The organism is Pseudomonas sp. RIT357 (assembly GCF_000632245.1).
Taxonomy (GTDB): Bacteria; Pseudomonadota; Gammaproteobacteria; order Pseudomonadales; family Pseudomonadaceae; genus Aquipseudomonas; species Aquipseudomonas sivasensis.
Genome location: NZ_JFYX01000001.1, coordinates 551,650 through 572,893, shown reverse-complemented (window position 1 = coordinate 572,893; position 21,244 = coordinate 551,650). Strand labels below are relative to the sequence as shown.

The following is a 21,244-nucleotide window of genomic DNA, read 5'->3' as shown; positions in this document are numbered from 1 at the left end:
GCCTGAGTCCTGTGTGAGGGGCGGTCAGGTCCCCGATTTGATCTTGGTCCAGGCCCGGGTCCTGGCGCGTTCAGCTTTACTGTCCAACGGCTTCAAGGTGTACAACGTCGCCATCGCCGCCTCGGTCGGGTACAGGTTAGGGTTATTGCGGATGGTCGGGTCGACCCGTTCGGTGGCGTCCTTGTTCGGGTTGGGGTAGCCGACGAAATCGCTGATCGGCGCAATCACCTCAGGTTGCAGCAGGTAGTTGATGAAGGCGTAGGCGTCCTGCGGGTTCTTTGCGCCCTTGGGAATGGCGAGCATGTCGAACCAGATCGGCGCGCCTTCCTTGGGCAGGCGCATGTCCACGGTCACGCCGTTCCTGGCCTCCTTGGCGCGGTTGGCAGCCTGGGAGAAGCTGCCGGAATAACCGACGGCCACACAGATGTCGCCATTGGCGATATCGGCCATGTATTTGGAGGAGTGGAAGTAGGTGATGTACGGGCGGATTTTAAGCAGCAGGGCCTCGGCTTTCTCATAGTCCTTCGGGTTATTGCTGTTGGGGTCCAGGCCCAGGTACTGCAAGGCCAGCGGCAGGATTTCCGATGGCGAATCCAGCAGGGCGACGCCGCACTGCTTGAGCTTGCTGATGTTCTCTTCCTTGAAGATCAGGTCCCAGCTGTTCACGGGAGCGTTGTCGCCCAGCACGGCCTTGACCTTGGCCGGGTTGAAGCCAATCAGGATGGTGCCGTACATGTAGGGCACGGCGAATTTATTACCGGGGTCATTGGCCTCGATCAGCTTCATCAGCTTGGGGTCGAGGTGGTTCCAGTTTGGTAACTGGCTGCGGTCCAGGGGCTGAAACACACCGGCTTCAATCTGTTTGGCCAGGAACACGTTGGACGGCACCACCACGTCATAGCCGGAGTTGCCGGTGAGTAGCTTGGCTTCCAGGGCTTCATTGGTGTCGAAGATGTCGTAGACCAGTTTGATCTGAGGGTTCTGACCCTTGAAGTCTTCCAGCGCCTTGGGGGTGATGTAGTCGAACCAGTTGTAGACCCGCAGGGTTCTTTCTTCGGCGTGGACGGCGCTGCTTAATACGGCGGCGCACAGCGCAAGCGACTTGAGCATGTTCATTGGATTGACCCCTCAAAACCTTCGAGAACGTTGACGGCATTGATGCCGATTTCTTCCACCGCGTAGCCGCCTTCCATGACGAACAGCGTGGGCTTGCCCAGCCGGGCGATACGCGCACCCATCGCCAGGTAATCCGGGCTGTCGAGCTTGAACTGCGAGATGGGGTCGTCCTTGAACGTGTCTACCCCCAGGGACACCACGATGATGTCGGCGCCATAGCGCTCGATTTGCGCGCAGGCCTGATCCAGCGCGGTGCTCCAGGTATCCCAGCCGGCACCGGCCGGCAGCGGGTAATTGAAATTGAAGCCCTTACCGGCGCCGTCGCCCAGCTCATCGGCATAGCCGAGGAAGAATGGAAACTCGGCTTCCGGATGTCCGTGGATCGAGGTGAACAGCACGTCACTGCGGTCATAGAAAATCGATTGGGTGCCGTTGCCGTGGTGGTAATCCACATCAAGGATCGCGACCTTGGCATGGCCTTGATCGAGAAAGGCCTGGGCGGCAATCGCAGCGTTATTGAGGTAGCAATAGCCGCCCATCAAGTCGCCTGCAGCGTGGTGCCCCGGTGGGCGGCAGAGGGCAAAGGCACTTTGAGCACCTTGTTGAATCGCTTGTTGCGCGGTCAGCGCCACCTGCGCTGCGCTATAGGCCGCTTGCCAGGTGCCGGCGGTGATCGGCGCGCCGCCGTCGAAGCTGTAATAGCCCAATTGACCGTGCAGGCTGGTGGGCAGCACGCGGCGCAAGGTGCGGGCTGGCCACGTGTAGGGCAGCAGGTCGCCGTCCTGGCCGAACTCAACCCAGCGTGCCCAGGCCCCTTTGAAAAAATCCAGGTAGGCGTGGCTGTGGATGCGTTGCAGCGGTGCCAATCCAAAGTCCTCGGGGGCTCGCACCGGCCCCAGATCACGGTCCTTGACCCGTTGCAGTACGTGATCAGCACGGGAGGGCATTTCGAAACAGGGCATCAGTTGCCCGTCCATCAGTTCGCATCGACCGTGGTGCAGATGGTGATCGTCCGAGTAGATCGTCAGCATAGTGGTGTACTCGCAGGCGTTTGGCGGTGTCTTGCAGTGTTGCCTCGCCGACGCGGCAAGAGAACGGCAGGAGCGGCCAAAAGGGGATGAATATGGCCAAAGACACTGTCCGTATTCGCCCCGCCTGGACGTGGGGATCAGGGGCGGAACTGGCTTGGCGCGACCCCGCTCCAGCGCACAAAGGCATGACGGAAGCTGGCGGTCTCACTGAAACCCAGGTGCTCGGCAATGCGGTGGATGGGCATTGCATCGTTGGCCAGCCACTGCTTGGCCTGCTCGAAGCGCAGTTCGTCGAGCAACTCCTGATAGCTGCTGCCCAAGTCATGCAGGTGCCGGCGTAAGGTGCGTGGCGAGCAATTCAACTGCTCCGCCAGTTTATCCAGCCCTGGCGCTGCCGGCAGTTGCGCCGCCAGCAGTTGACGCACGCGGCCCAGCCAGGCCTGGCGTCCGGTGAACTCGGTGTTTTGTTTGCGGCAGCGCTCGGTCATGGCGCGATGGGTGACGGCGTCGGCCAAGGGCAGCGGTTGATCGAGCCACTGGCGGTCGAAGGCAAAGGCGTTGCTGGTGGCGTTGAATTCCAGCGGGCAGGCGAAGCGCTCTTCGTAACGCGCCTGGTAGGTTGGCGCCGGGTATTCAAAACGCGCACCCAGCAGAGGGAGCGGGCGACCGAGCAAGTCGTCGCAGATGACGTTGAGTGAAGCCAGGCACAACTCAATATTGAACGCGGCCAGCGCAGGGTCTTCACGGTAATCGCGGGCGGTGAACCAGACGCGTTGGCCGTCCTCCTCAAGGCTCAGCTCGAAAAGTGTTCCCAACAGCGCCGGGTAGCGCAGGGCCAGGCGCAAAGCGTCACCGAAGGTGGCACTGGTGAGCAGCGCATAGCCCAACAGGCCGTAAGACGACACGCGCATGCGCTGGCCCAGTTCCAGGCCGATGGCTTGGCGCAGGGCCACCGCGTTGGCGCACACCTGCATTTCCTGGCGCGTGGTGATGCGTGTATCGGCGTGGTTCAGGTCCGCAGCTGCAATACCGCTGCCGGCCAACAGCACCTCAGGGCTGATGCCCTGGGCGCTGAAAGCCTCAAGCACCAGCGAAACGGCGTTGAGGGTGGTCAGGTGCGAGTGCAGCATGGGGATGATCCCGGCCAATGAATACTTGAACCGAGCAATTCCCATGCCGTGCGCCGCCGGGATCGTGGCGGGAGTGACGCTCTACCGGATCGCTTGAATCGGATCTCAAGCCAACTCGGCGCACAGGTCCAGTTCGACCAGTCGGCGAATCTCGGCGTTGGCCAAGCCTGCGCCGATCAACGCATTGAGCTTGCCGAACGCGGCCTCGCGGGTCATGCCGCCACCGGACAGCACGCCCACGCCGCGCAGGCGGCTGCCGGCTTCATACACATCCAGCTCCACGCCACCTTCATGGCATTGGGTGATTGCGACCACGACCACGCCCTGATCCTGCGCGCGCTGGAGGCTGGCGAGGAACGCCGGGTTGTCGCTGGGCCCGGTGCCGCTGCCATAGCATTCAAGCAGCAGCGCCTGGATGCCGCTGTCGACCAGCGCATCCAACTGCGCGGCGGCGATGCCCGGCACCAGCGGCAACACGCCGACGTTGGCCACGGCCTTGGGCTGGCGATAATCCAGGGCGGCGGGCAGTGCCTCGGCCTTGGCTACGCCACCGTTACGCTGCAGCGCGGCGAAGGGGTTGCGACCAAAGCTGCGCACTTTCGCGCAGCGGGTCGGCGCCATCAGCGCACCGTGGAAAAACAGGTGCACGCCGGCGTTCAGGCCTTCGCCCAGCGCGGTCAACGCGCCGCTGACGTTTTCCCAGGCATCGCTGTCAGGCACGCCGGCCGGCAGCATCGAGCCGGTAAACACCACCGGCGCCGGTAAACCCAACAGTTGGAAACTCATGGCCGCTGCGCTGTAGGCCAGGGTGTCGGTGCCGTGCAGGATCAACACCGCATCGCAGCCCTCGTCCACGGCCTCGACCACGGCACTGCGCAGGCGCTGCCAGTAAGCGGGGGTCATGTTGGCGCTGTCGATCAGCGGCGCCATTTCGCGAAAGCGCCAGGCTGGCAATGGCGCGTCGGCCAGTTGCTCGCGCATGCGCGCTTCGAAGCCGGACGCGGGCGCCAGGCCATTCGCGCTGGCCTGCATGCCAATGGTCCCGCCGGTGTAGAGCACCATCACGTTGTTAGCTGGTTGCATGAACAAATCTCCTGAACGAAAAACGCCGCCGGGCCCAGAGCATGCCCAAGGCCAGGCGGCGTGTCATCTATCTAGCTGCGCTCAGCGTTGTACTTGAGCGTTCAGTTCAGCCGATGGGGCCGTGTCCGGTTTTGCCGGGTTGGCCGGCCAGGCCTTGCGGTCCAGATCCAGGTCCGGGAATTGGCTGGAATCGAACACCGGGGTCTTGATGCCCGCAGCGCGTTGGCGGTCGTAGTCGTCCAGCACACGCATGGCGATCTTGAACAGGAACGCCAGGGCGAACAGGTTGACGAAGGCGAGCATGGTCATGGTGATGTCGGCGAAGGCGAATACGGTGCCCAGGTTCTCGATCGAGCCCCAGAAAATCAGCACCAGCACCAGCGCGCGATAACCCATCAGCACCTTACGGTTGTTGCCCACCAGGAAGCGCAGGTTGCTCTCGCCGAGGTAGTAGTTGTACATGATCGAGGTGAACACGAACAAAGCCAGGGCCACCGAGATGAACATGCGGCCCCAGTCACCGACCACAGCGGCCAGGGAGTTCTGGGTCAGGGCAATGCCGTCGCCTTCAAAGCCTGGGGTGTAGAAACCGGAGAGCAGGATCAGCAGCGCGGTGCAGGTGCAGATCACGAAAGTGTCGAGGAAAACGCTGAACGCCTGGACCACGCCTTGGGCGATCGGGTGTTCTACGGAAGCCACCGCTGCCACGTTAGGCGCACTGCCCAGACCGGCTTCGTTGGCGAACACGCCGCGTTTCACGCCCATGATGATCGCGCTGCCTACCAGGCCACCGAAGGCTTGGTCGAGGCCGAAAGCGCTCTTGACGATGGTCGCGAGCATGGCCGGCACGTGGTCGAATTGCAGCACGATCACGTACAGGGTCACGGCGATGTACACCAGGGTTTTGACCGGGACCAGCAGGTCGGCGATGGACGCGATGCGCTTGATCCCGCCGATGAACACCAGGCCCAGCAGCACCGCCAGCGCGAGGCCGGTGTAGGTGGTGTCGAGGCCGAAAGCGTTGTTCAGCGAGTGAGTCACGGCATGGGCTTGCAGGCCGTTGAAGGCGAAGCCAAAGGTCACCAGCAGCAGGAACGCCATGACCATACCCAGCCAGCGCTTCTGCAAACCGTGCTGGATGTAATAAGCCGGGCCGCCACGGTAGGTGCCCTCTGCGTCGGTGCGCTTGTACAGCTGGCCGAGGGAGCATTCGATGAAGCTCGACGACATACCCACCAGCGCGGTGACCCACATCCAGAACACGGCACCCGGGCCGCCGAGGGTTACGGCAATACCGACACCGGCGATGTTACCGGCACCCACGCGACCGGCCAGGCTGAGCATCAGCGCCTGGAACGAGCTGAGTTGGCCGGAGCTGCTCTTCAAGCTGTCTTTGAACACCGAGAACATGTGGAAAAAGTGACGCAATTGAACGAAACGCGAGCGGATCGTGAAATAACCGCCGAGCCCGACAATGAGCACGATCAGTACTTTCCCTGAGAGGAAGTCGTTGATGACTTCGAGCATGGAGTGTTCCTCGCTGATTTTTCTAATGGCAAACGCAGGACGGTCCGACACGTCGCATGGCACCAGGCAGTGCGCGACAGTTCGACCCCAATCCTTTTGCGGGTGTTGTTATTCATGCGGTTTCGCGCTGTACCGGGCCTCGTTACCGACGGCCGCAGACGCGAGAGGGGCGGCACTATACCTAGGAGTACGTGATACGTCTGCACGGGCCGATTAAAGGTTTCAGCGCCGCTGATTCGGGCAAGGCGGGTTTGCAGGGCGATATTGGAATTTTTATGGGCTTCATTTCACAACCTTGAGGCAAAAAAAAGGGCCTGAAGAACGAGCCTTCAGGCCCTCAAAAGGTGAGAGGTGTCTAGTCCCTCAACCTGGTGAGCGGTGCAACAAACGCTTAGGCCTTCAACGGGACCAAACGTGGAGCGATCATGTTTTCGGGGCGCAGGATGTCGTCGAGCATGGCGTCGTCGAGCAAGCCTTCTTCGCGCACCAGTTCCAGCACTCCGCGGCCGCTTTCGAGGGCGATACGCGCAATGCGGGTGGCGTTTTCATAGCCGATGTACGGGTTCAGCGCGGTGACCAGGCCGATGGAATGTTCCACCAGTTCGCGGCAGCGTGCTTCGTTGGCGGTGATGCCGACGATGCAGTGCTCGCGCAGCATGTCCATGGCGCGTTGCAGCAGGCGGATCGAGTCGAAGATCTTGAAAGCGATCAGCGGCTCCATCACGTTCAACTGCAGTTGGCCGCCTTCGGCTGCCATGGTCAGGGCCAGGTCGTTGCCGATGACTTGGAACGCTACCTGGTTCACGGCTTCCGGGATGACCGGGTTGACCTTGCCGGGCATGATCGAGCTGCCTGGCTGACGCGCTGGCAGGTTGATCTCATTGATCCCTGTGCGTGGGCCGCTGGACAGCAGGCGCAGGTCGTTGCAGATCTTCGACAGCTTCACGGCGGTACGCTTGAGCATGCCGGAGAACAGCACGAAGGCGCCCATGTCGGAGGTGGCTTCGATCAGGTCGGCAGCCGGTACCAGCGGTTGGCCGCTGATGGTGGCCAGGCGTTGCACGGCCAGGGCCTGGTAACGCGGGTCGGCGTTGATGCCGGTGCCGATGGCGGTGCCGCCCAGGTTCACTTCGGTCAGCAGCTCTGGCGCCAGGGTTTTCAGGCGTGCCAGGTCTTCGCTGAGGGTGGTGGCGAAGGCGCGGAATTCCTGGCCGAGGGTCATCGGCACGGCGTCTTGCAATTGGGTGCGGCCCATTTTCAGCACGTGGCCGAACTCGACGCCTTTGGCGGCGAAGGCTTGGATCAGGCTGTCGAGGCTGGCCAGCAGCGCGTCATGGCCCAGCAGCAGACCCAGACGGATCGCGGTTGGGTAGGCGTCGTTGGTCGACTGCGCCATGTTCACGTCGTTGTTGGGGTGCAGGTATTGATATTCGCCCTTCTGGTGACCCATGGCCTCCAGCGCGATGTTGGCGATGACTTCGTTGGCATTCATGTTGGTTGAAGTGCCGGCGCCGCCTTGAATCATGTCCACCACGAACTCTTCGTGGAAATCGCCGCGGATCAGACGGGCACAGGCTTCGCTGATGGCAGCGTGCTTGGCTTCGCTAAGCTGACCCAACTCGCGGTTGGCATCAGCGGCTGCTTGCTTGACCATTGCCAGGCCGACCACCAATTTCGGGTAATGCGAAATCGGAACGCCCGAGAGGCGGAAGTTATTCACCGCTCGCAGGGTCTGGATGCCGTAATACGCTTGGGCGGGTACTTCGAGTACGCCAAGCAGGTCTTTTTCTGTGCGGAATGATGCAGCGGAGGACATGACGGAAATCATCTCAATATGGACCCGGAACAGGCCGGAACGCTGCGAATGCTAGGCCTGTAGGAAAATTTGGGCCAATGCTGTTAAGCACTGGCCTATGCATAAACGGCATAATGCAGATGTGACCCGGCTATCATGGCGGGCGTGTGTGCCAAAATGGTGCGTACCCGTGGGAGGCAGTGATGAACCTTGAGAGCAAATGGCTGGAAGACTTCAGCGCCTTGGCGGCGACGCGCAGCTTTTCCCAGGCGGCGGAGAGGCGCTTTGTCACTCAGCCAGCGTTCAGCCGACGTATCCGTAGCCTTGAGGCCGCGTTGGGCCTGACCCTGGTCAATCGCTCACGCACACCGGTGGAATTGACGGCAGCGGGGCAGCTGTTTCTGGTCACCGCGCGCACCGTGGTCGAACAGCTCGGCGAGGTCCTGCGCCATTTGCATCACTTGGAAGGCGGGCAGGGCGAAGTCATGCAAGTGGCCGCCGCCCACTCCCTGGCGCTGGGCTTCTTCCCGCGCTGGATCGCGCAGTTGCGCAACGAAGGTTTGAACATCGCCACCCGCCTGGTCGCCACCAACGTCGGCGACGCCGTGCACGCCCTGCGCGAAGGCGGTTGCGACCTGATGCTGGCGTTCTACGATCCGGACGCGGCGATGCAGATGGACGCCGAAATCTTCCCTTCACTGCACCTGGGTAACACCGAAATGCTCCCGGTGTGCGCGGCCGATGCTGATGGCAAGCCGCTGTTCGATCTGGAAGGCGAGGGCAGCGTGCCGTTGCTGGCCTACAGCGCCGGCGCGTTCCTTGGTCGTTCGGTGCACTTGCTGCTGCGCCAGCGCGCGCTGCGCTTTACCACCGTTTACGAAACCGCCATGGCCGACAGTCTCAAGAGCATGGCCCTGGAAGGCCTGGGCATTGCCTGGGTGCCGCAGTTGAGCGTTCGTGCCGAACTTGCCCGAGGCGAACTGGTGGTCTGCGGTGGGCCGCAATGGCATGTGCCGCTGGAAATTCGGCTGTATCGCTGCGCGTTGGTGCGCAAGGCGAATGTGCGGTTGTTGTGGCGCAAGTTGGAAGGTGGCGCGGCGCAGAACACCTGAGCCCGATCTCGGACCGAATGCAGGGCAAATGTGGGAGGGGGCTTGCCCCCGATAGCGGTGTATCAGTGACAGATAAGTGCCTGGCACACCGCCATCGGGAGCAAGCCCCCTCCCACAGTATTTCGCGGTGTATGGGACTGACTCTTAAGTCAATAAAACCGCCGGTTTGCCCCGCTAGACAGATGGTCATCCGAGGGGCTGTTTATCTGGATTATTACGGTATACTGCGCGGCCTTCGGCCGGTCCAACCGGCCAAAATTCGTACAACAAGCCACGCCGGATTTCCCGCGTGGCTTGTTGTTTTTTGACGCGCCTGCGGGCGCCCAGAGAGAAGAGGCACGACGATGAGTGCATTGGTTGGCGTGATCATGGGCTCCAAGTCCGATTGGTCCACCCTTAGCCACACCGCCGATATGCTGGAAAAACTCGGCATTCCGTATGAAGTGAAAGTGGTCTCTGCCCACCGCACCCCGGATTTGCTGTTCCAGTATGCCGATGAAGCAGAATCCCGTGGCATCGAGGTGATCATCGCCGGTGCCGGCGGCGCAGCGCACCTGCCGGGCATGTGTGCAGCCAAGACTCACCTGCCAGTGCTTGGCGTACCGGTGCAGTCGGCAATGCTCTCGGGCGTCGATTCGCTGTTGTCCATCGTGCAGATGCCGGCCGGCATCCCGGTGGCGACCTTGGCAATCGGCAAGGCCGGCGCGATCAACGCAGCCCTGCTGTCCGCCAGTATCCTGGGCGCCAAGCACCCGCAGTTCCACGCGGTGCTGAAAAAATTCCGTGCTGAGCAGACAGACAGCGTGCTGGACAATCCAGACCCACGTATCGCCTGAGGTTGTTGACGATGAAAATCGGTGTAATCGGTGGCGGCCAACTGGGCCGTATGCTGGCCTTGGCGGGCACCCCGCTGGGCATGAGCTTCGCTTTCCTGGACCCGGCGCCGGACGCCTGTGCGGCGGCCTTGGGTGAACACCTGCGCGCTGACTACAGCGACCCGGACCACCTGCGCCAACTGGCCGATGAAGTCGATCTGGTGACTTTCGAGTTCGAAAGCGTCCCGGCTGAAACCGTGGCCTTCCTGTCCCAGTTCGTGCCGGTGTATCCGAGCGCCGAAGCCCTGCGCATCGCTCGCGATCGTTGGTTCGAAAAGAGCATGTTCAAGGACCTGGGGATTCCGACTCCAGCCTTCGCCGATATCCAATCGCAGGCGGACCTGGACGCCGCCGTCGCCAGCATCGGCCTGCCAGCCGTGCTGAAAACCCGCACCCTGGGTTACGACGGCAAGGGCCAGAAAGTCCTGCGCACTGCAGATGATGTGGTGGGCACCTTCGCCGAGCTGGGCAGCGTCGCTTGCCTTCTGGAAGGCTTCGTGCCGTTCACCGGTGAAGTCTCGCTGATCGCCGTGCGTGCCCGTGATGGTGAGACCCGCTTCTATCCGTTGGTGCACAACACCCACGACAGCGGCATCCTCAAGCTGTCGGTGGCCAGCACCGACCACCCGTTGCAGGCCCTGGCCGAAGACTATTCCAGCCGTGTGCTCAAGCAGCTGGATTATGTCGGCGTGATGGCGTTCGAGTTCTTTGAAGTCGACGGCGGCCTCAAAGCCAACGAAATCGCCCCTCGCGTGCACAACTCCGGGCATTGGACCACCGAAGGCGCCGAGTGCAGCCAGTTCGAAAACCACCTGCGGGCGGTGGCGGGCTTGCCACTGGGCTCCACGGCCAAGGTCGGCGAGAGCGCCATGCTCAACTTCATCGGCGTTGTGCCGCCGGTGGAAAAAGTCATCGCCATCGATGACTGCCACCTGCATCACTACGGCAAGGCCTTCAAGGCCGGGCGCAAGGTCGGCCACGCCAACCTGCGCTGCAAGGACCGTGCGACGCTGCAAGCGCAGATCCTCAAGGTTGAAGCGCTGATCGCTGAGCAATAAGCCTGGTGACGGCGGGAACCATTGGTTGCCGCCGTCTCTCTGATTGCAGGATGGCAAAGCCTGACTAGGCTTTGGCATGACTCACATTCAATCAGAGGGAAATGCCATGGGCATCATCGGAACCATCTTTATCGGCTTTATCGTCGGCCTGCTGGCGCGTTTCCTCAAGCCCGGCGACGACAGCATGGGCTGGATCATGACTATCCTGCTGGGTATCGCCGGCTCCCTGGCCGCGACCTACGGTGGTCAGGCACTGGGTATCTACCAGGCTGGCCAAGGTGCAGGCTTCCTCGGTGCGTTGGTCGGTGCCATTGTGCTGCTGGTGATCTACGGCCTGATCAAAAAGAAGTAATCAGCCGACAAAGTCCTCTGCGCTGCGCAGGCGCAGAGGGCTAGAATGCTCGGCACTTGTACTTGCCGAGCCTCTCCATGCGCCGTCTTCTGTTGACTCTCCTCCTGCTGGGCTCTGGCCTGGCGCACGCCGGCGAATTGCCGGAAACCGACTGGCTCGACCTGATGCCGCTGTCGGACCAAAAGGCTCTCGAAGCCATGCCCGAGATCGATCACAACTCCCCGGAAGCCCAGGGCACCTTTACCGATAAGGGCGGCCTCAAGCAGAGCAAAGGCTTGCCGGCGGTGATGTATTCCACCAAGACCGTGGCTGCGATGAACGGCAAGGACATCCGCATCGGCGGCTACCCGGTGCCGTTGGAAACCGATGCCAAGGGCCGCAGTACGTTGTTCTTCCTGGTGCCGTATCCGGGCGCGTGCATTCACGTCCCACCACCGCCGCCTAACCAGCTGGTGCTGGTGCGTTATCCCAAAGGGTTGAAGCTGGATGATATCTACACGCCGCTTTGGGTTACGGGTACGTTGAAGGTAGAGAAGGTGAATAACGACCTGGCGGATGCGGCGTATGCGCTGGATGCGGGCAAGGTGCGGGTGGTGAAGGAGTCAGATCTCTAAAATCCGGCGCATAACAATGTGGGAGGTGGCTTGCTCCCGATAGCGGTCTATCAGCAATAAATCTGCTGACTGACACTCTGCTATCGGGAGCAAGCCCCCTCCCACATTTTCGATTGGGTTTACAGGGCGATAGAGGTGATGCTCACGCCCAGTGTGTGGCTTTCACCTGGGGCCAAGCTCACCACATCATCCAGCACATTCGCCGTCTCGATGCACAGCATGCCCTGCCAGCCATCGTCGGCCATGTCGTCGAAGGCCTTGGCGCGTTCGGTCCAGGGGTTCCAGATCACGGTCGATTTCGAGCGTTGACTGGTGAGTTGGATTTGGCGCTGCCAGTCTCTGTCGACAATGCTCAACTGCGCGGGCGTATCGAGGTAAATGCGGTCGGTTTCGGCACTGAAGTGCAGCAGGCCGGATTGCTTCTTCTCGCTCCAGCCATCGGCGGTATCGATGTACGCCGAGCCGTCCAGGCCGTCGACCTGCACGTTGCGCACATCGCTCACGGCGAAGTAGGTGTGCAGCGCCTGGCTCAGGGTTACGGTGTCGGTGCCACGGTTATGGCTGGTCAGGCGGATGTGCAGTTGATCGTTTAGCAGCAGACTCAAGGTCAGGTCGACCTGATGGGGCCAGCCGGGAAAGCCGCCTGCAGGAACGGGTAGTTCCAGGTCCACCCGCAGCGTTTCACCTTCAAGTATTGTCCCGGCCAATGCCCAGGTCGCGGTACGCACGAAACCGTGAGCGCCCGCAGGTTGATCACTTTGGCGCATCGCCTTCACGCTTTGCGGGTTGCGGTCGAACACCCCGAACCATGGCCAGCACACCGGTACGCCAGTGCGGATGCCTTTGCCTTGCTTGAATACCGCTTCAGGGTTCGGCCAGATCAGCGGCTGCTCGCCCTCACGCCCGTAACTGAAGATATGCGCGCCCTGCTGGGCAATCATCAGTTCAGCGCCGTTGTGGCGGATACGCCAGCAGTCCAGCTCGTCGATTTTCACGGTTTCAACGTGGGGCGTAGGCATACACAGCACTCTCAATGGCAGGCAATGGGGCAATTGACCGTCAAAACCCGGCGAGGTTTAACGCGCGCGCGACGGCACTGAGCGCGTGCGGCCGCTGCCATCGATAGCGACGAATACAAACACCGCCTCGGTCACCTTGCGCCATTCGCTGGACAGTGGGTCGTCGCTCCACACTTCGACCATCATCTGGATCGAGCTGCGGCCGATTTCCAGGGCCTGGGTATAGAAGGACAACTGCGCGCCCACGGCCACCGGCACCAGGAACGCCATGCGATCAATCGCCACGGTAGCCACGCGACCGCCCGCAACCTTGCTGGCCATGGCGGTACCGGCCAAGTCCATCTGCGCGACCAGCCAGCCGCCGAAGATATCGCCAAAGCCATTGGTTTCACGCGGGAGCGCGGTGATTTGCAGGGCGAGATCGCCTTGCGGGATAGGATCTTCTTGTTCGAGTTCGATCATGCCGTGGGGCCTCTGACCCGTGACGCTTTTATAGGTGGAGCAGGGTGGATAGCCGACTGTTAGAAAAACGTTTCAGCACAAACATACTCCGTTCGATACGTTTCTCGTAAGGCGTACTAAAGGGAAACTCTGCCAAATCGGCTGGATGGCACCCAACGACGTTTTGGCACAGCAGCCCCTCAAGGCTGCGGGTCTTGCGCTCGCAAGGGCCGAGTATATCGAGACCCTGGCGCCACGACGACCTCCCGGCGTTCATTTGGTCGGTAAATAGACGCTGTATCGCGGCTTTTGTGCACAACTGTTCTCCTGGCGCTGTGCTTTTACAAGCGATTTGCTATCTTGCCAGACCCGCCGCAAGTCCCGGGCGTGCCGTCCTTATTACGATGATTACTATAAGAGAAGCCTTGCCATGTCCTCCGTGCCCGCAAGCAGTGCGCAACCTTCGCGCCCGCTGACCCGCAACGACTACAAAACCCTGTCGCTGTCTGCCTTGGGCGGGGCGCTGGAATTTTATGATTTCATCATTTTCGTGTTTTTCGCCACCGTGGTCGGAAAGCTGTTCTTCCCTGCCGATATGCCCGAATGGCTGCGAATGATGCAGACCTTCGGCATCTTCGCCGCCGGTTACCTGGCCCGCCCGCTGGGCGGCATCATCATGGCGCACTTCGGCGACCTGCTGGGTCGCAAGAAAATGTTCACCCTGAGCATCTTCATGATGGCCGTACCGACCCTGATCATGGGCCTGCTGCCAACCTACGCGCAGATCGGCCTGTGGGCGCCGATCCTGCTGCTGCTGATGCGCGTCATCCAGGGCGCGGCGATTGGCGGTGAAGTGCCAGGCGCGTGGGTGTTCGTCTCCGAACACGTTCCGCCACGCCACATCGGCTACGCCTGCGGCACCCTGACCAGCGGCCTCACCGCCGGCATTCTGCTGGGTTCGCTGGTGGCTACCGCGATCAACACTATTTATAGCCCTGAGCAGGTCTCGGATTACGCCTGGCGTATCCCGTTCCTGCTTGGCGGCGTGTTTGGCCTGCTGTCGGTGTACCTGCGTCGCTGGCTGCATGAAACGCCGATCTTCGCCGAGATGCAGCAACGCAAAACCCTGGCCGCCGAGTTGCCATTGCGCGCGGTACTGCGCGACCACCGTGGCGCGATCGTGCTGTCGATGCTGCTCACCTGGCTGCTGTCGGCCGGCGTGGTGGTGGTGATCCTGATGACTCCGACCGTGCTGCAAACCATCTACCATTTCAGCCCGACCGTTGCGCTGCAAGCCAATAGCCTGGCCATCGTGACCTTGAGCCTGGGTTGCATCGCCTCCGGCGCCCTGGCCGATCGCTTTGGTGCCGGCCGCGTGCTGATCAGTGGTTGCGCGCTGCTGCTGGCGACCTCTTGGACGCTCTACCACAGCCTGCTGACTCACCCGGACTGGCTGTTCCCGCTGTACGCCTTGACCGGCCTGTTCGTCGGCACCATTGGCGTGGTGCCGTACGTGATGGTGAAAGCCTTCCCGCCAGTGGTGCGCTTCAGCGGCTTATCGTTTTCCTACAACGTGGCCTACGCCGTGTTTGGTGGCCTCACGCCGCTGGCGGTGTCGCTGCTGATGAAGGAAAGCCCGATGGGCCCGGCTTACTACGTGGCCGCGCTGTGTGTCATGGGGATGGTGGTAGGTGGCTATCTGTGGAAGCGTGGCCGCTAAAAGCAGCCCGATCCACCCGTGGCGAGAGAGCAAGCTCCCTCGCCACGGGGCAGGTGTCCGTTCATTGATTGCAGTGTGTAGCTGATTTACCGCGTTACCTGCGCATTACCCCCGTTTCTCCGCGCCATACCTTCCTGACCTGCTTGATCTCCCAATGCTGGCCTTTCATCCAATTGTCATATTTCAGACATAGAGTGTTCACACGGCCTCTCGATACTTGGCCCCGATCCAACTATCCCTATCTGCTAGGAGCAAGGCATGAAACTGAAACGTTTGATGGCGGCAATGACTTTTGTCGCTGCTGGCGTTGCGACCGCCAACGCGGTGGCCGCAGGTGTTGATCCGGCAATCCCGGCTTACGTTAAGACCACTGGTGTGTCGGGCAACTTGTCCAGCGTCGGTTCCGATACCCTGGCTAACCTGATGACCCTGTGGGCCGAGGGTTACAAAAAGGAATACCCGAACGTCAACATCCAGATTCAAGCTGCCGGCTCCGCTACCGCACCACCTGCGCTGACTGAAGGCACCTCCAACCTGGGCCCGATGAGCCGCAAGATGAAGGACACCGAACTGGCTGCCTTCGAGCAGAAGTACGGCTACAAGCCAACCGCTATCCCGGTTGCCGTGGATGCCCTGGCCGTGTTCGTGCACAAGGACAACCCGATCCAGCACCTGACCATGGAGCAAGTCGACGCGATCTTCTCCTCGACTCGCCTGTGCGGTGGCAAAGCCGACGTGAAAACCTGGGGCGACCTGGGTGTGACCGGCGACCTGGCCAACAAGCCAGTACAGCTGTTCGGTCGTAACTCGGTATCCGGCACCTACGGCTACTTCAAGGAAGAGGCCCTGTGCAAAGGTGACTACAAGCCTAACGTGAACGAACAACCTGGCTCGGCGTCGGTCGTGCAGTCGATCAGCTCCTCGCTGAACGGCATCGGTTACTCGGGCATCGGCTACAAGACCGCCAGCGTGAAGACCGTGGCCCTGGCTAAGAAAGGCAGCACTGACTTCATCGAAGACACCGAAGAAAACGCCCTGAACGGCAAATACCCGCTGTCGCGTTTCCTCTACGTTTACGTCAACAAAGCCCCGAACAAGCCTCTGGCTCCGCTGGAAGCTGAGTTCGTGAAGCTTGTGCTGTCGAAGCAAGGCCAGGAAGTTGTAGTGAAAGACGGCTACATCCCACTGCCAGCCAAAGTTGCCGCCAAGGCCCTGGCTGACCTGGGTTTGAAAGAAGGCAACTGATTGCCTCCGCGGGGCCGGCTCACCGGCCTCGCATCCGAATTTTCTAGTCCGCTGCCAGCTATGCTTCGCGGCGGATTTGTTGCGTCACTGCACTGTCATCTTTCTGTCATACAGGATCGCTAGGGTGTGCGCATGAATGATCTGGCCAATTCCACCATGACGACGACTTCTCCTCCCAAGCGCATTGATTTCAATACGCCTGAGCTGCAACGCAAGCGCCGCATTCGCGCGCTTAAAGATCGCCTGACCCGTTGGTACGTGCTGGTGGGCGGCCTCGCTGTCCTTGGCGCTATCACCCTGATCTTCTTCTTCCTTGCCTACGTCGTCGCGCCATTGTTTCAGGGCGCCTCGTTGACCAAGGAAGACGCGCTGACCCCGGCCTGGATTCAGGACGCCGGCAAGCCGCTGATGATCTCCCTCGAAGAACAGAACCAAGTCGCCATGCGGGTTTCCGACAAGGGCCAGGCGCTGTTCTTTGAAGTCGAGACCGGTGCTGAACTCAAGCGCGTCGACCTGCCGCTTCCAGCCGGCACCAGCGTTGCTTCTATTGGTGAAGATCAGCCGGGCAGCCCGCTGGTTATCCTCGGTTTGTCCAATGGGCAGTCCCTGGTGTTCCGCCACACCTATAAGGTGTCTTACCCGGACGGAAAGAAAACCATCACCCCGGCGATTGAATACCCTTACGGTGAAACGCCGATCGTGCTGGATGACGCCGGCCGCCCGCTGGAGCATGTCGCCCTCAACGCCACTGATAGCTCGTTGGTGATCGCAGGCTCGGCCGGTTCGCACTTGAACGTGCTGACCCTGAGCCGCGAAGAAAACATGATGACCGGCGAAGTCACCAGTGAGCAGAAGCGTGTCGAGCTGCCGCAAATGACCGAGCCGGTGAAGGCGATCTTCATCGACCCGCGCCAGCAATGGCTGTATGTGATCAACGGCCGTGCCCTGGCGGATGTGTTTAGCCTGCGCGACAAGAGCCTCAACGGTCGCTACAAATTGTTGGAAGACGGCAACGCTGAAATCACGGCCAGCACCCAACTGGTGGGCGGTATCTCGCTGATCATCGGTAACTCCAAAGGCGGCCTGGCCCAGTGGTTCATGGCCCGCGACCCGGATGGCGAACAGCGCTTCAAGCAGATCCGCACCTTCCAGATGGGCACTGCGCCTATCGTCGAAATCACTGCCGAAGAGCGCCGCAAAGGCTTCACTGCCCTGGACGCATCCGGCAAGTTCGGCGTGTTCCACAGCACCGCCCACCGCACCCTGCTGGTGGACCCAGTGGTCGACGGCCAGGGTGTGTTCGGCCTGTCGCCGCGGGCCAACCGCGTGATCGTCGAAGCCGGCGGCAAGCTGCAACCGCTGCTGCTCGACAACCCGCACCCGGAAGTGTCATGGAGCGCGCTGTGGAGCAAGGTCTGGTACGAAAACTACGACGAGCCTAAATACGTGTGGCAGTCGACCGCCGCCAACACCGACTTTGAACCCAAAATGAGTCTGGCCCCGCTGACCTTCGGTACCTTGAAGGCCGCGTTCTACGCCATGCTGCTGGCCGCACCGCTGGCCGTTGCCGCTGCGATCTACACCGCCTACTTCATGGCCCCGAGCCTGCGCCGCAAGGTCAAGCCGGTGATCGAATTGATGGAAGCGATGCCGACGGTGATCCTCGGTTTCTTCGCCGGCCTGTTCCTGGCGCCGTATGTCGAAGGGCATCTGCCGGGGATTTTCAGCCTGCTGATGCTGTTGCCGATTGGCATCCTGGTGGCCGGGTTTGTCTTCAGCCGCCTGCCTGAATCCATCCGCCTGCGCGTTCCCGATGGTTGGGAAAGCGCGATCCTGATTCCGGTGATCCTGTTTGTGGGCTGGCTCTCGCTGTACATGAGCCCGTACCTGGAAACCTGGTTCTTCGGCGGCGACATGCGTATGTGGATCTCCCACGACTTAGGCATTACCTACGACCAGCGCAACGCCCTGGTAGTCGGCCTGGCCATGGGTTTTGCGGTGATTCCGAACATCTACTCCATCGCCGAAGACGCCGTATTCAGCGTGCCGCGCGGCCTGACCCTGGGCTCCCTGGCGCTGGGCGCCACGCCGTGGCAGACCATGACCCGCGTGGTGATCCTGACCGCCAGCCCGGGCATCTTCTCCGCACTGATGATCGGCATGGGCCGTGCAGTGGGCGAAACCATGATCGTGCTGATGGCCACCGGTAACACGCCGGTGATGGAGATGAACCTGTTCGAAGGCCTGCGAACGCTCGCGGCCAACGTCGCGGTGGAAATGCCGGAGTCGGAAGTGGGCGGCAGTCACTACCGCGTGCTGTTCCTCTCGGCGCTGGTGCTGCTGCTGTTCACCTTCGTCATGAACACCCTCGCCGAGCTGATCCGTCAGCGTCTGCGCAAGAAATACTCGTCGCTTTAAGAAAGGTAGAAGTCTGTGAAACAGAACTCCCTGAATGGATGGTTCAAGAGCGGCGCCCCCGGCGTCTGGATCAGCGGTGGCGCGGTGTCCATCGCGGTCATCATGACCATTGGTTTGCTGGCCGTGATTGCCGTACGTGGTTTGGGCCACTTCTGGCCAGCTGACCTGATCCAGGCCAACTACAACGTGCCGGGCCAGGAAAACCACATCGTCATCGGCGAAGTGGTGCAGAAAGAAGAAGTGCCCCGCGAGCGCCTGAAAAGTGCTGGCCTGCCGGTGCCTGATGAAGGCCCGGAATTCATGACCCGCGAGCTGATCAAGGTCGGCAACCGAGATTTGAATGGCAACGACTTCACCTGGATCGTTGGCGAGTGGTTGAAAGACCAGAGCACACCGAAAAACCTCATGGCCATCGAGCGTCGTGAGTGGGGCAATTTCTACGGCACCCTGGTCAACGTCAAGCAGGATGGCAAGGTCATCGCCGAAGGCGAGGCCGCTTGGCCGGAGCTGCAAGCCCGTGTCGATCGCGTCAACAAGCTCGCCGCCCAGCTTAAAAGCCTGGAAAAAACTGATATCGGTGCGATCAACGCCGGACTCGAACGCATTCGTCTGCACGGTCGCAAACTGGAGCTGGAAGGCAAGCTTGATGCCGCCGCCCAGGCCGATATGGATGCTGACCGCGCCGAGCTGAATGCCCGCTACCAGGACATCGAAGCGCGCCTGGCCGACCTGCACGCCCAGTTCAACCGCGATGCTTTGACTGCTCGCGATGGCAACGGCAAGGAAATTGAAATCGGCATCGGCAAAGTGGTCCACGCCTACCAGCCGAACGCCATGGGCACGATGACCAAGATCGGCTTCTACTTCAGCAAGGTCTGGGAATTCTTGAGCGATGACCCACGGGAAGCCAACACCGAAGGCGGGATTTTCCCGGCGATCTTCGGCACCGTGATGATGACCCTGATCATGGCGATGATCGTGACCCCGTTCGGCGTGCTGGCGGCCGTATACCTGCGTGAATACGCCAAGCAGAACACCCTGACTCGAATCATCCGCATCGCCGTGAACAACTTGGCCGGTGTACCGGCCATCGTCTACGGCGTGTTCGGCCTGGGCTTCTTCGTGTATGTACTGGGTGGCTCAGTTGACCGCCTGTTCTTCGCCGAAGCCCTGCCGGCACCGACCTTCGGTACGCCGGGCCTGCTGTGGGCCTCGCTGACCCTGGCGCTGCTGGCGGTGCCGGTGGTGATCGTGGCCACCGAAGAAGGCCTGGCGCGGATTCCCCGCACCGTGCGTGAAGGCTCCCTGGCTCTGGGCGCGACCAAGGCGGAAACGCTGTGGAAGATCGTGCTGCCGATGGCCAGCCCGGCGATGATGACCGGCATGATCCTGGCCGTGGCCCGTGCCGCCGGTGAAGTGGCGCCGCTGATGCTGGTCGGCGTGGTGAAACTGGCCCCGTCGCTGCCGCTGGATGGCAACTACCCGTACCTGCATCTGGACCAGAAGATCATGCACTTGGGCTTCCATATTTATGACGTCGGCTTCCAGAGCCCCAACGTCGAAGCCGCACGGCCACTGGTGTACGCCACCGCCTTGCTGCTGGTGCTGGTGATCGCCACGCTCAACTTGTCGGCGGTGTGGATTCGTAACCACCTGCGCGAGAAGTACAAGGCGCTGGACAGCTGATCTGAATTGAACGCGGACTTATTTGTGGGAGGGGGCTTGCTCCCGAGCGGTGTGCCAGCCGGCACACATGTTCCTGAAGCATCGCTATCGGGGGCAAGCCCCCTCCCACACAACAGCACAGGGAGCATCCCATGCAACACGACACCCATTCCCATGGCATCAACATGTCTGCCCTGGGTCGCGACAAGCAGAGCCTGAGCCTGGCCCAGGAAACCGTGGCCATCGAAGTACCGGGCTTGAGCCTTTACTACGGTGACAAGCAGGCGCTGTTCGACGTCAGCATGAACATTCCCAAGCAGCGCGTGACTGCCTTTATCGGCCCGTCGGGCTGCGGTAAGTCCACGCTGTTGCGCACGTTCAACCGCATGAACGACCTGGTCGACGGTTGCCGTGTGGAAGGTGCGATCAACCTCTACGGCACCAACATCTACCGTAAGGGCGAAGACGTGGCCGAGCTGCGTCGCCGCGTGGGCATGGTGTTCCAGAAGCCGAACCCGTTCCCCAAGACCATTTACGAAAACGTGGTCTATGGCCTGCGTATCCAGGGCATCAACAAGAAGCGCATCCTCGACGAAGCGGTTGAGTGGGCCCTTAAAGGCGCGGCGCTGTGGGACGAGGTCAAAGACCGTCTGCATGAGTCGGCACTCGGCTTGTCCGGTGGTCAGCAGCAACGTCTGGTGATCGCCCGAACCATCGCCGTGGAGCCGGAAGTGTTGCTGCTCGACGAACCGTGTTCGGCACTCGACCCGATCTCGACCCTGAAAGTGGAAGAGCTGATCTACGAGCTCAAGTCCAAGTTCACCATCGTTATCGTGACCCACAACATGCAACAGGCGGCGCGGGTTTCCGACTACACCGCCTTCATGTACATGGGCAAGCTGGTGGAGTTCGGCGATACCGATACCCTGTTCACCAATCCGGCGAAGAAGCAGACCGAAGACTACATTACCGGTCGCTACGGCTAGGAAGCTGTGGTTCTGTTTGCACTGACGCTGCGGTTCTCCGCACCTTACCGGACGCTC

At 61.2% G+C, this 21,244-nt stretch carries 18 protein-coding genes; 10 read left to right on the top strand and 8 right to left on the bottom strand.

The features are described from left to right. Positions 1-24: 24 nt before the first annotated feature. From BW43_RS24550 to aspA, 6 genes are all read right to left on the bottom strand, one after another. On the bottom strand, positions 25-1,116 hold the full coding sequence (locus tag BW43_RS24550; RefSeq protein ID WP_032884471.1) for a polyamine ABC transporter substrate-binding protein: 1,092 nt from the start codon (positions 1,114-1,116) through the stop codon (positions 25-27). Next, positions 1,113-2,147 carry a histone deacetylase family protein gene (locus BW43_RS24555; RefSeq protein ID WP_032884470.1) on the bottom strand — a complete coding sequence of 345 codons (1,035 nt, stop codon included), beginning with the start codon at positions 2,145-2,147 and terminating at the stop codon, positions 1,113-1,115. The genes BW43_RS24550 and BW43_RS24555 overlap by 4 nt, the downstream gene beginning before the upstream one ends. Positions 2,148-2,284: 137 nt before the next feature. Continuing rightward, positions 2,285-3,277: an AraC family transcriptional regulator gene (locus tag BW43_RS24560; RefSeq protein ID WP_032884469.1), complete on the bottom strand. Its 993-nt coding sequence runs from the start codon at positions 3,275-3,277 to the stop codon at positions 2,285-2,287. 105 nt (positions 3,278-3,382) lie between these two features. After that, complete coding sequence (locus tag BW43_RS24565; protein WP_032884468.1) at positions 3,383-4,360, bottom strand: asparaginase; 978 nt, start codon at positions 4,358-4,360, stop codon at positions 3,383-3,385. Positions 4,361-4,441: 81 nt separating this feature from the next. Continuing rightward, positions 4,442-5,887 carry a sodium:alanine symporter family protein gene (locus BW43_RS24570; protein WP_032884467.1) on the bottom strand — a complete coding sequence of 482 codons (1,446 nt, stop codon included), beginning with the start codon at positions 5,885-5,887 and terminating at the stop codon, positions 4,442-4,444. A gap of 391 nt (positions 5,888-6,278) precedes the next feature. Further along, complete coding sequence (gene aspA / locus BW43_RS24575) at positions 6,279-7,703, bottom strand: aspartate ammonia-lyase (RefSeq protein WP_032884466.1); 1,425 nt, start codon at positions 7,701-7,703, stop codon at positions 6,279-6,281. A 182-nt stretch (positions 7,704-7,885) separates the two neighbouring features. On the opposite strand from aspA, the gene BW43_RS24580 reads away from it, so the two are divergent. From BW43_RS24580 to BW43_RS24600, 5 genes are all read left to right on the top strand, one after another. Further along, positions 7,886-8,794, top strand: a complete 909-nt coding sequence (locus tag BW43_RS24580; protein WP_010566930.1) for a LysR substrate-binding domain-containing protein — start codon at positions 7,886-7,888, stop codon at positions 8,792-8,794. Between the two features lie 344 nt (positions 8,795-9,138). Further along, the gene (gene purE / locus BW43_RS24585) at positions 9,139-9,630 is read left to right on the top strand and encodes a 5-(carboxyamino)imidazole ribonucleotide mutase (protein ID WP_003176980.1); all 492 of its coding nucleotides are present in this window, start codon (positions 9,139-9,141) and stop codon (positions 9,628-9,630) included. A gap of 11 nt (positions 9,631-9,641) precedes the next feature. Then, entirely contained in the window at positions 9,642-10,727 is a 1,086-nt protein-coding gene (locus BW43_RS24590) for a 5-(carboxyamino)imidazole ribonucleotide synthase (RefSeq protein ID WP_032884465.1), read from the top strand. A 106-nt stretch (positions 10,728-10,833) separates the two neighbouring features. Further along, a complete protein-coding gene (locus BW43_RS24595) occupies positions 10,834-11,079 on the top strand; it encodes a GlsB/YeaQ/YmgE family stress response membrane protein (RefSeq protein ID WP_032884464.1) in 246 nt (81 codons plus the stop codon). A gap of 77 nt (positions 11,080-11,156) precedes the next feature. Further along, positions 11,157-11,693: a DUF3299 domain-containing protein gene (locus BW43_RS24600; protein ID WP_032884463.1), complete on the top strand. Its 537-nt coding sequence runs from the start codon at positions 11,157-11,159 to the stop codon at positions 11,691-11,693. A 119-nt stretch (positions 11,694-11,812) separates the two neighbouring features. Here the strand turns inward: BW43_RS24600 and BW43_RS24605 are convergent, their stop codons facing one another. After that, the gene (locus BW43_RS24605; protein ID WP_032884462.1) at positions 11,813-12,712 is read right to left on the bottom strand and encodes a D-hexose-6-phosphate mutarotase; all 900 of its coding nucleotides are present in this window, start codon (positions 12,710-12,712) and stop codon (positions 11,813-11,815) included. Between the two features lie 57 nt (positions 12,713-12,769). Further along, on the bottom strand, positions 12,770-13,174 hold the full coding sequence (locus BW43_RS24610; RefSeq protein ID WP_003176975.1) for an acyl-CoA thioesterase: 405 nt from the start codon (positions 13,172-13,174) through the stop codon (positions 12,770-12,772). A gap of 409 nt (positions 13,175-13,583) precedes the next feature. Between BW43_RS24610 and BW43_RS24615 the strand changes: the two genes are divergently transcribed. The 5 genes from BW43_RS24615 to pstB all read left to right on the top strand — a co-directional run bounded on the left by BW43_RS24615 (position 13,584) and on the right by pstB (position 21,187). Further along, on the top strand, positions 13,584-14,873 hold the full coding sequence (locus BW43_RS24615) for an MFS transporter (RefSeq protein WP_032884461.1): 1,290 nt from the start codon (positions 13,584-13,586) through the stop codon (positions 14,871-14,873). A gap of 258 nt (positions 14,874-15,131) precedes the next feature. Then, positions 15,132-16,118: a phosphate ABC transporter substrate-binding protein PstS gene (locus tag BW43_RS24620; protein WP_032884460.1), complete on the top strand. Its 987-nt coding sequence runs from the start codon at positions 15,132-15,134 to the stop codon at positions 16,116-16,118. 384 nt (positions 16,119-16,502) lie between these two features. Further along, a complete protein-coding gene (locus BW43_RS24625) occupies positions 16,503-18,536 on the top strand; it encodes an ABC transporter permease subunit (RefSeq protein ID WP_177326410.1) in 2,034 nt (677 codons plus the stop codon). Positions 18,537-18,551: 15 nt separating this feature from the next. Beyond that, a complete protein-coding gene (pstA, locus tag BW43_RS24630) occupies positions 18,552-20,222 on the top strand; it encodes a phosphate ABC transporter permease PstA (protein WP_032884458.1) in 1,671 nt (556 codons plus the stop codon). 131 nt (positions 20,223-20,353) lie between these two features. Then, positions 20,354-21,187 carry a phosphate ABC transporter ATP-binding protein PstB gene (pstB, locus tag BW43_RS24635; RefSeq protein WP_032884457.1) on the top strand — a complete coding sequence of 278 codons (834 nt, stop codon included), beginning with the start codon at positions 20,354-20,356 and terminating at the stop codon, positions 21,185-21,187. Positions 21,188-21,244 lie beyond the last annotated feature (57 nt).

Bases quoted from the DNA above. Each gene is read 5' to 3' on its own strand.
- BW43_RS24550 (WP_032884471.1), bottom strand. From the start codon at position 1,116: ATGAACATGCTCAAGTCGCTTGCGCTGTGCGCCGCCGTATTAAGCAGC.
- BW43_RS24555 (WP_032884470.1), bottom strand. From the start codon at position 2,147: ATGCTGACGATCTACTCGGACGATCACCATCTGCACCACGGTCGATGC.
- BW43_RS24560 (WP_032884469.1), bottom strand. From the start codon at position 3,277: ATGCTGCACTCGCACCTGACCACCCTCAACGCCGTTTCGCTGGTGCTT.
- BW43_RS24565 (WP_032884468.1), bottom strand. From the start codon at position 4,360: ATGCAACCAGCTAACAACGTGATGGTGCTCTACACCGGCGGGACCATT.
- BW43_RS24570 (WP_032884467.1), bottom strand. From the start codon at position 5,887: ATGCTCGAAGTCATCAACGACTTCCTCTCAGGGAAAGTACTGATCGTG.
- aspA (WP_032884466.1), bottom strand. From the start codon at position 7,703: ATGTCCTCCGCTGCATCATTCCGCACAGAAAAAGACCTGCTTGGCGTA.
- BW43_RS24580 (WP_010566930.1), top strand. From the start codon at position 7,886: ATGAACCTTGAGAGCAAATGGCTGGAAGACTTCAGCGCCTTGGCGGCG.
- purE (WP_003176980.1), top strand. From the start codon at position 9,139: ATGAGTGCATTGGTTGGCGTGATCATGGGCTCCAAGTCCGATTGGTCC.
- BW43_RS24590 (WP_032884465.1), top strand. From the start codon at position 9,642: ATGAAAATCGGTGTAATCGGTGGCGGCCAACTGGGCCGTATGCTGGCC.
- BW43_RS24595 (WP_032884464.1), top strand. From the start codon at position 10,834: ATGGGCATCATCGGAACCATCTTTATCGGCTTTATCGTCGGCCTGCTG.
- BW43_RS24600 (WP_032884463.1), top strand. From the start codon at position 11,157: ATGCGCCGTCTTCTGTTGACTCTCCTCCTGCTGGGCTCTGGCCTGGCG.
- BW43_RS24605 (WP_032884462.1), bottom strand. From the start codon at position 12,712: ATGCCTACGCCCCACGTTGAAACCGTGAAAATCGACGAGCTGGACTGC.
- BW43_RS24610 (WP_003176975.1), bottom strand. From the start codon at position 13,174: ATGATCGAACTCGAACAAGAAGATCCTATCCCGCAAGGCGATCTCGCC.
- BW43_RS24615 (WP_032884461.1), top strand. From the start codon at position 13,584: ATGTCCTCCGTGCCCGCAAGCAGTGCGCAACCTTCGCGCCCGCTGACC.
- BW43_RS24620 (WP_032884460.1), top strand. From the start codon at position 15,132: ATGAAACTGAAACGTTTGATGGCGGCAATGACTTTTGTCGCTGCTGGC.
- pstB (WP_032884457.1), top strand. From the start codon at position 20,354: ATGCAACACGACACCCATTCCCATGGCATCAACATGTCTGCCCTGGGT.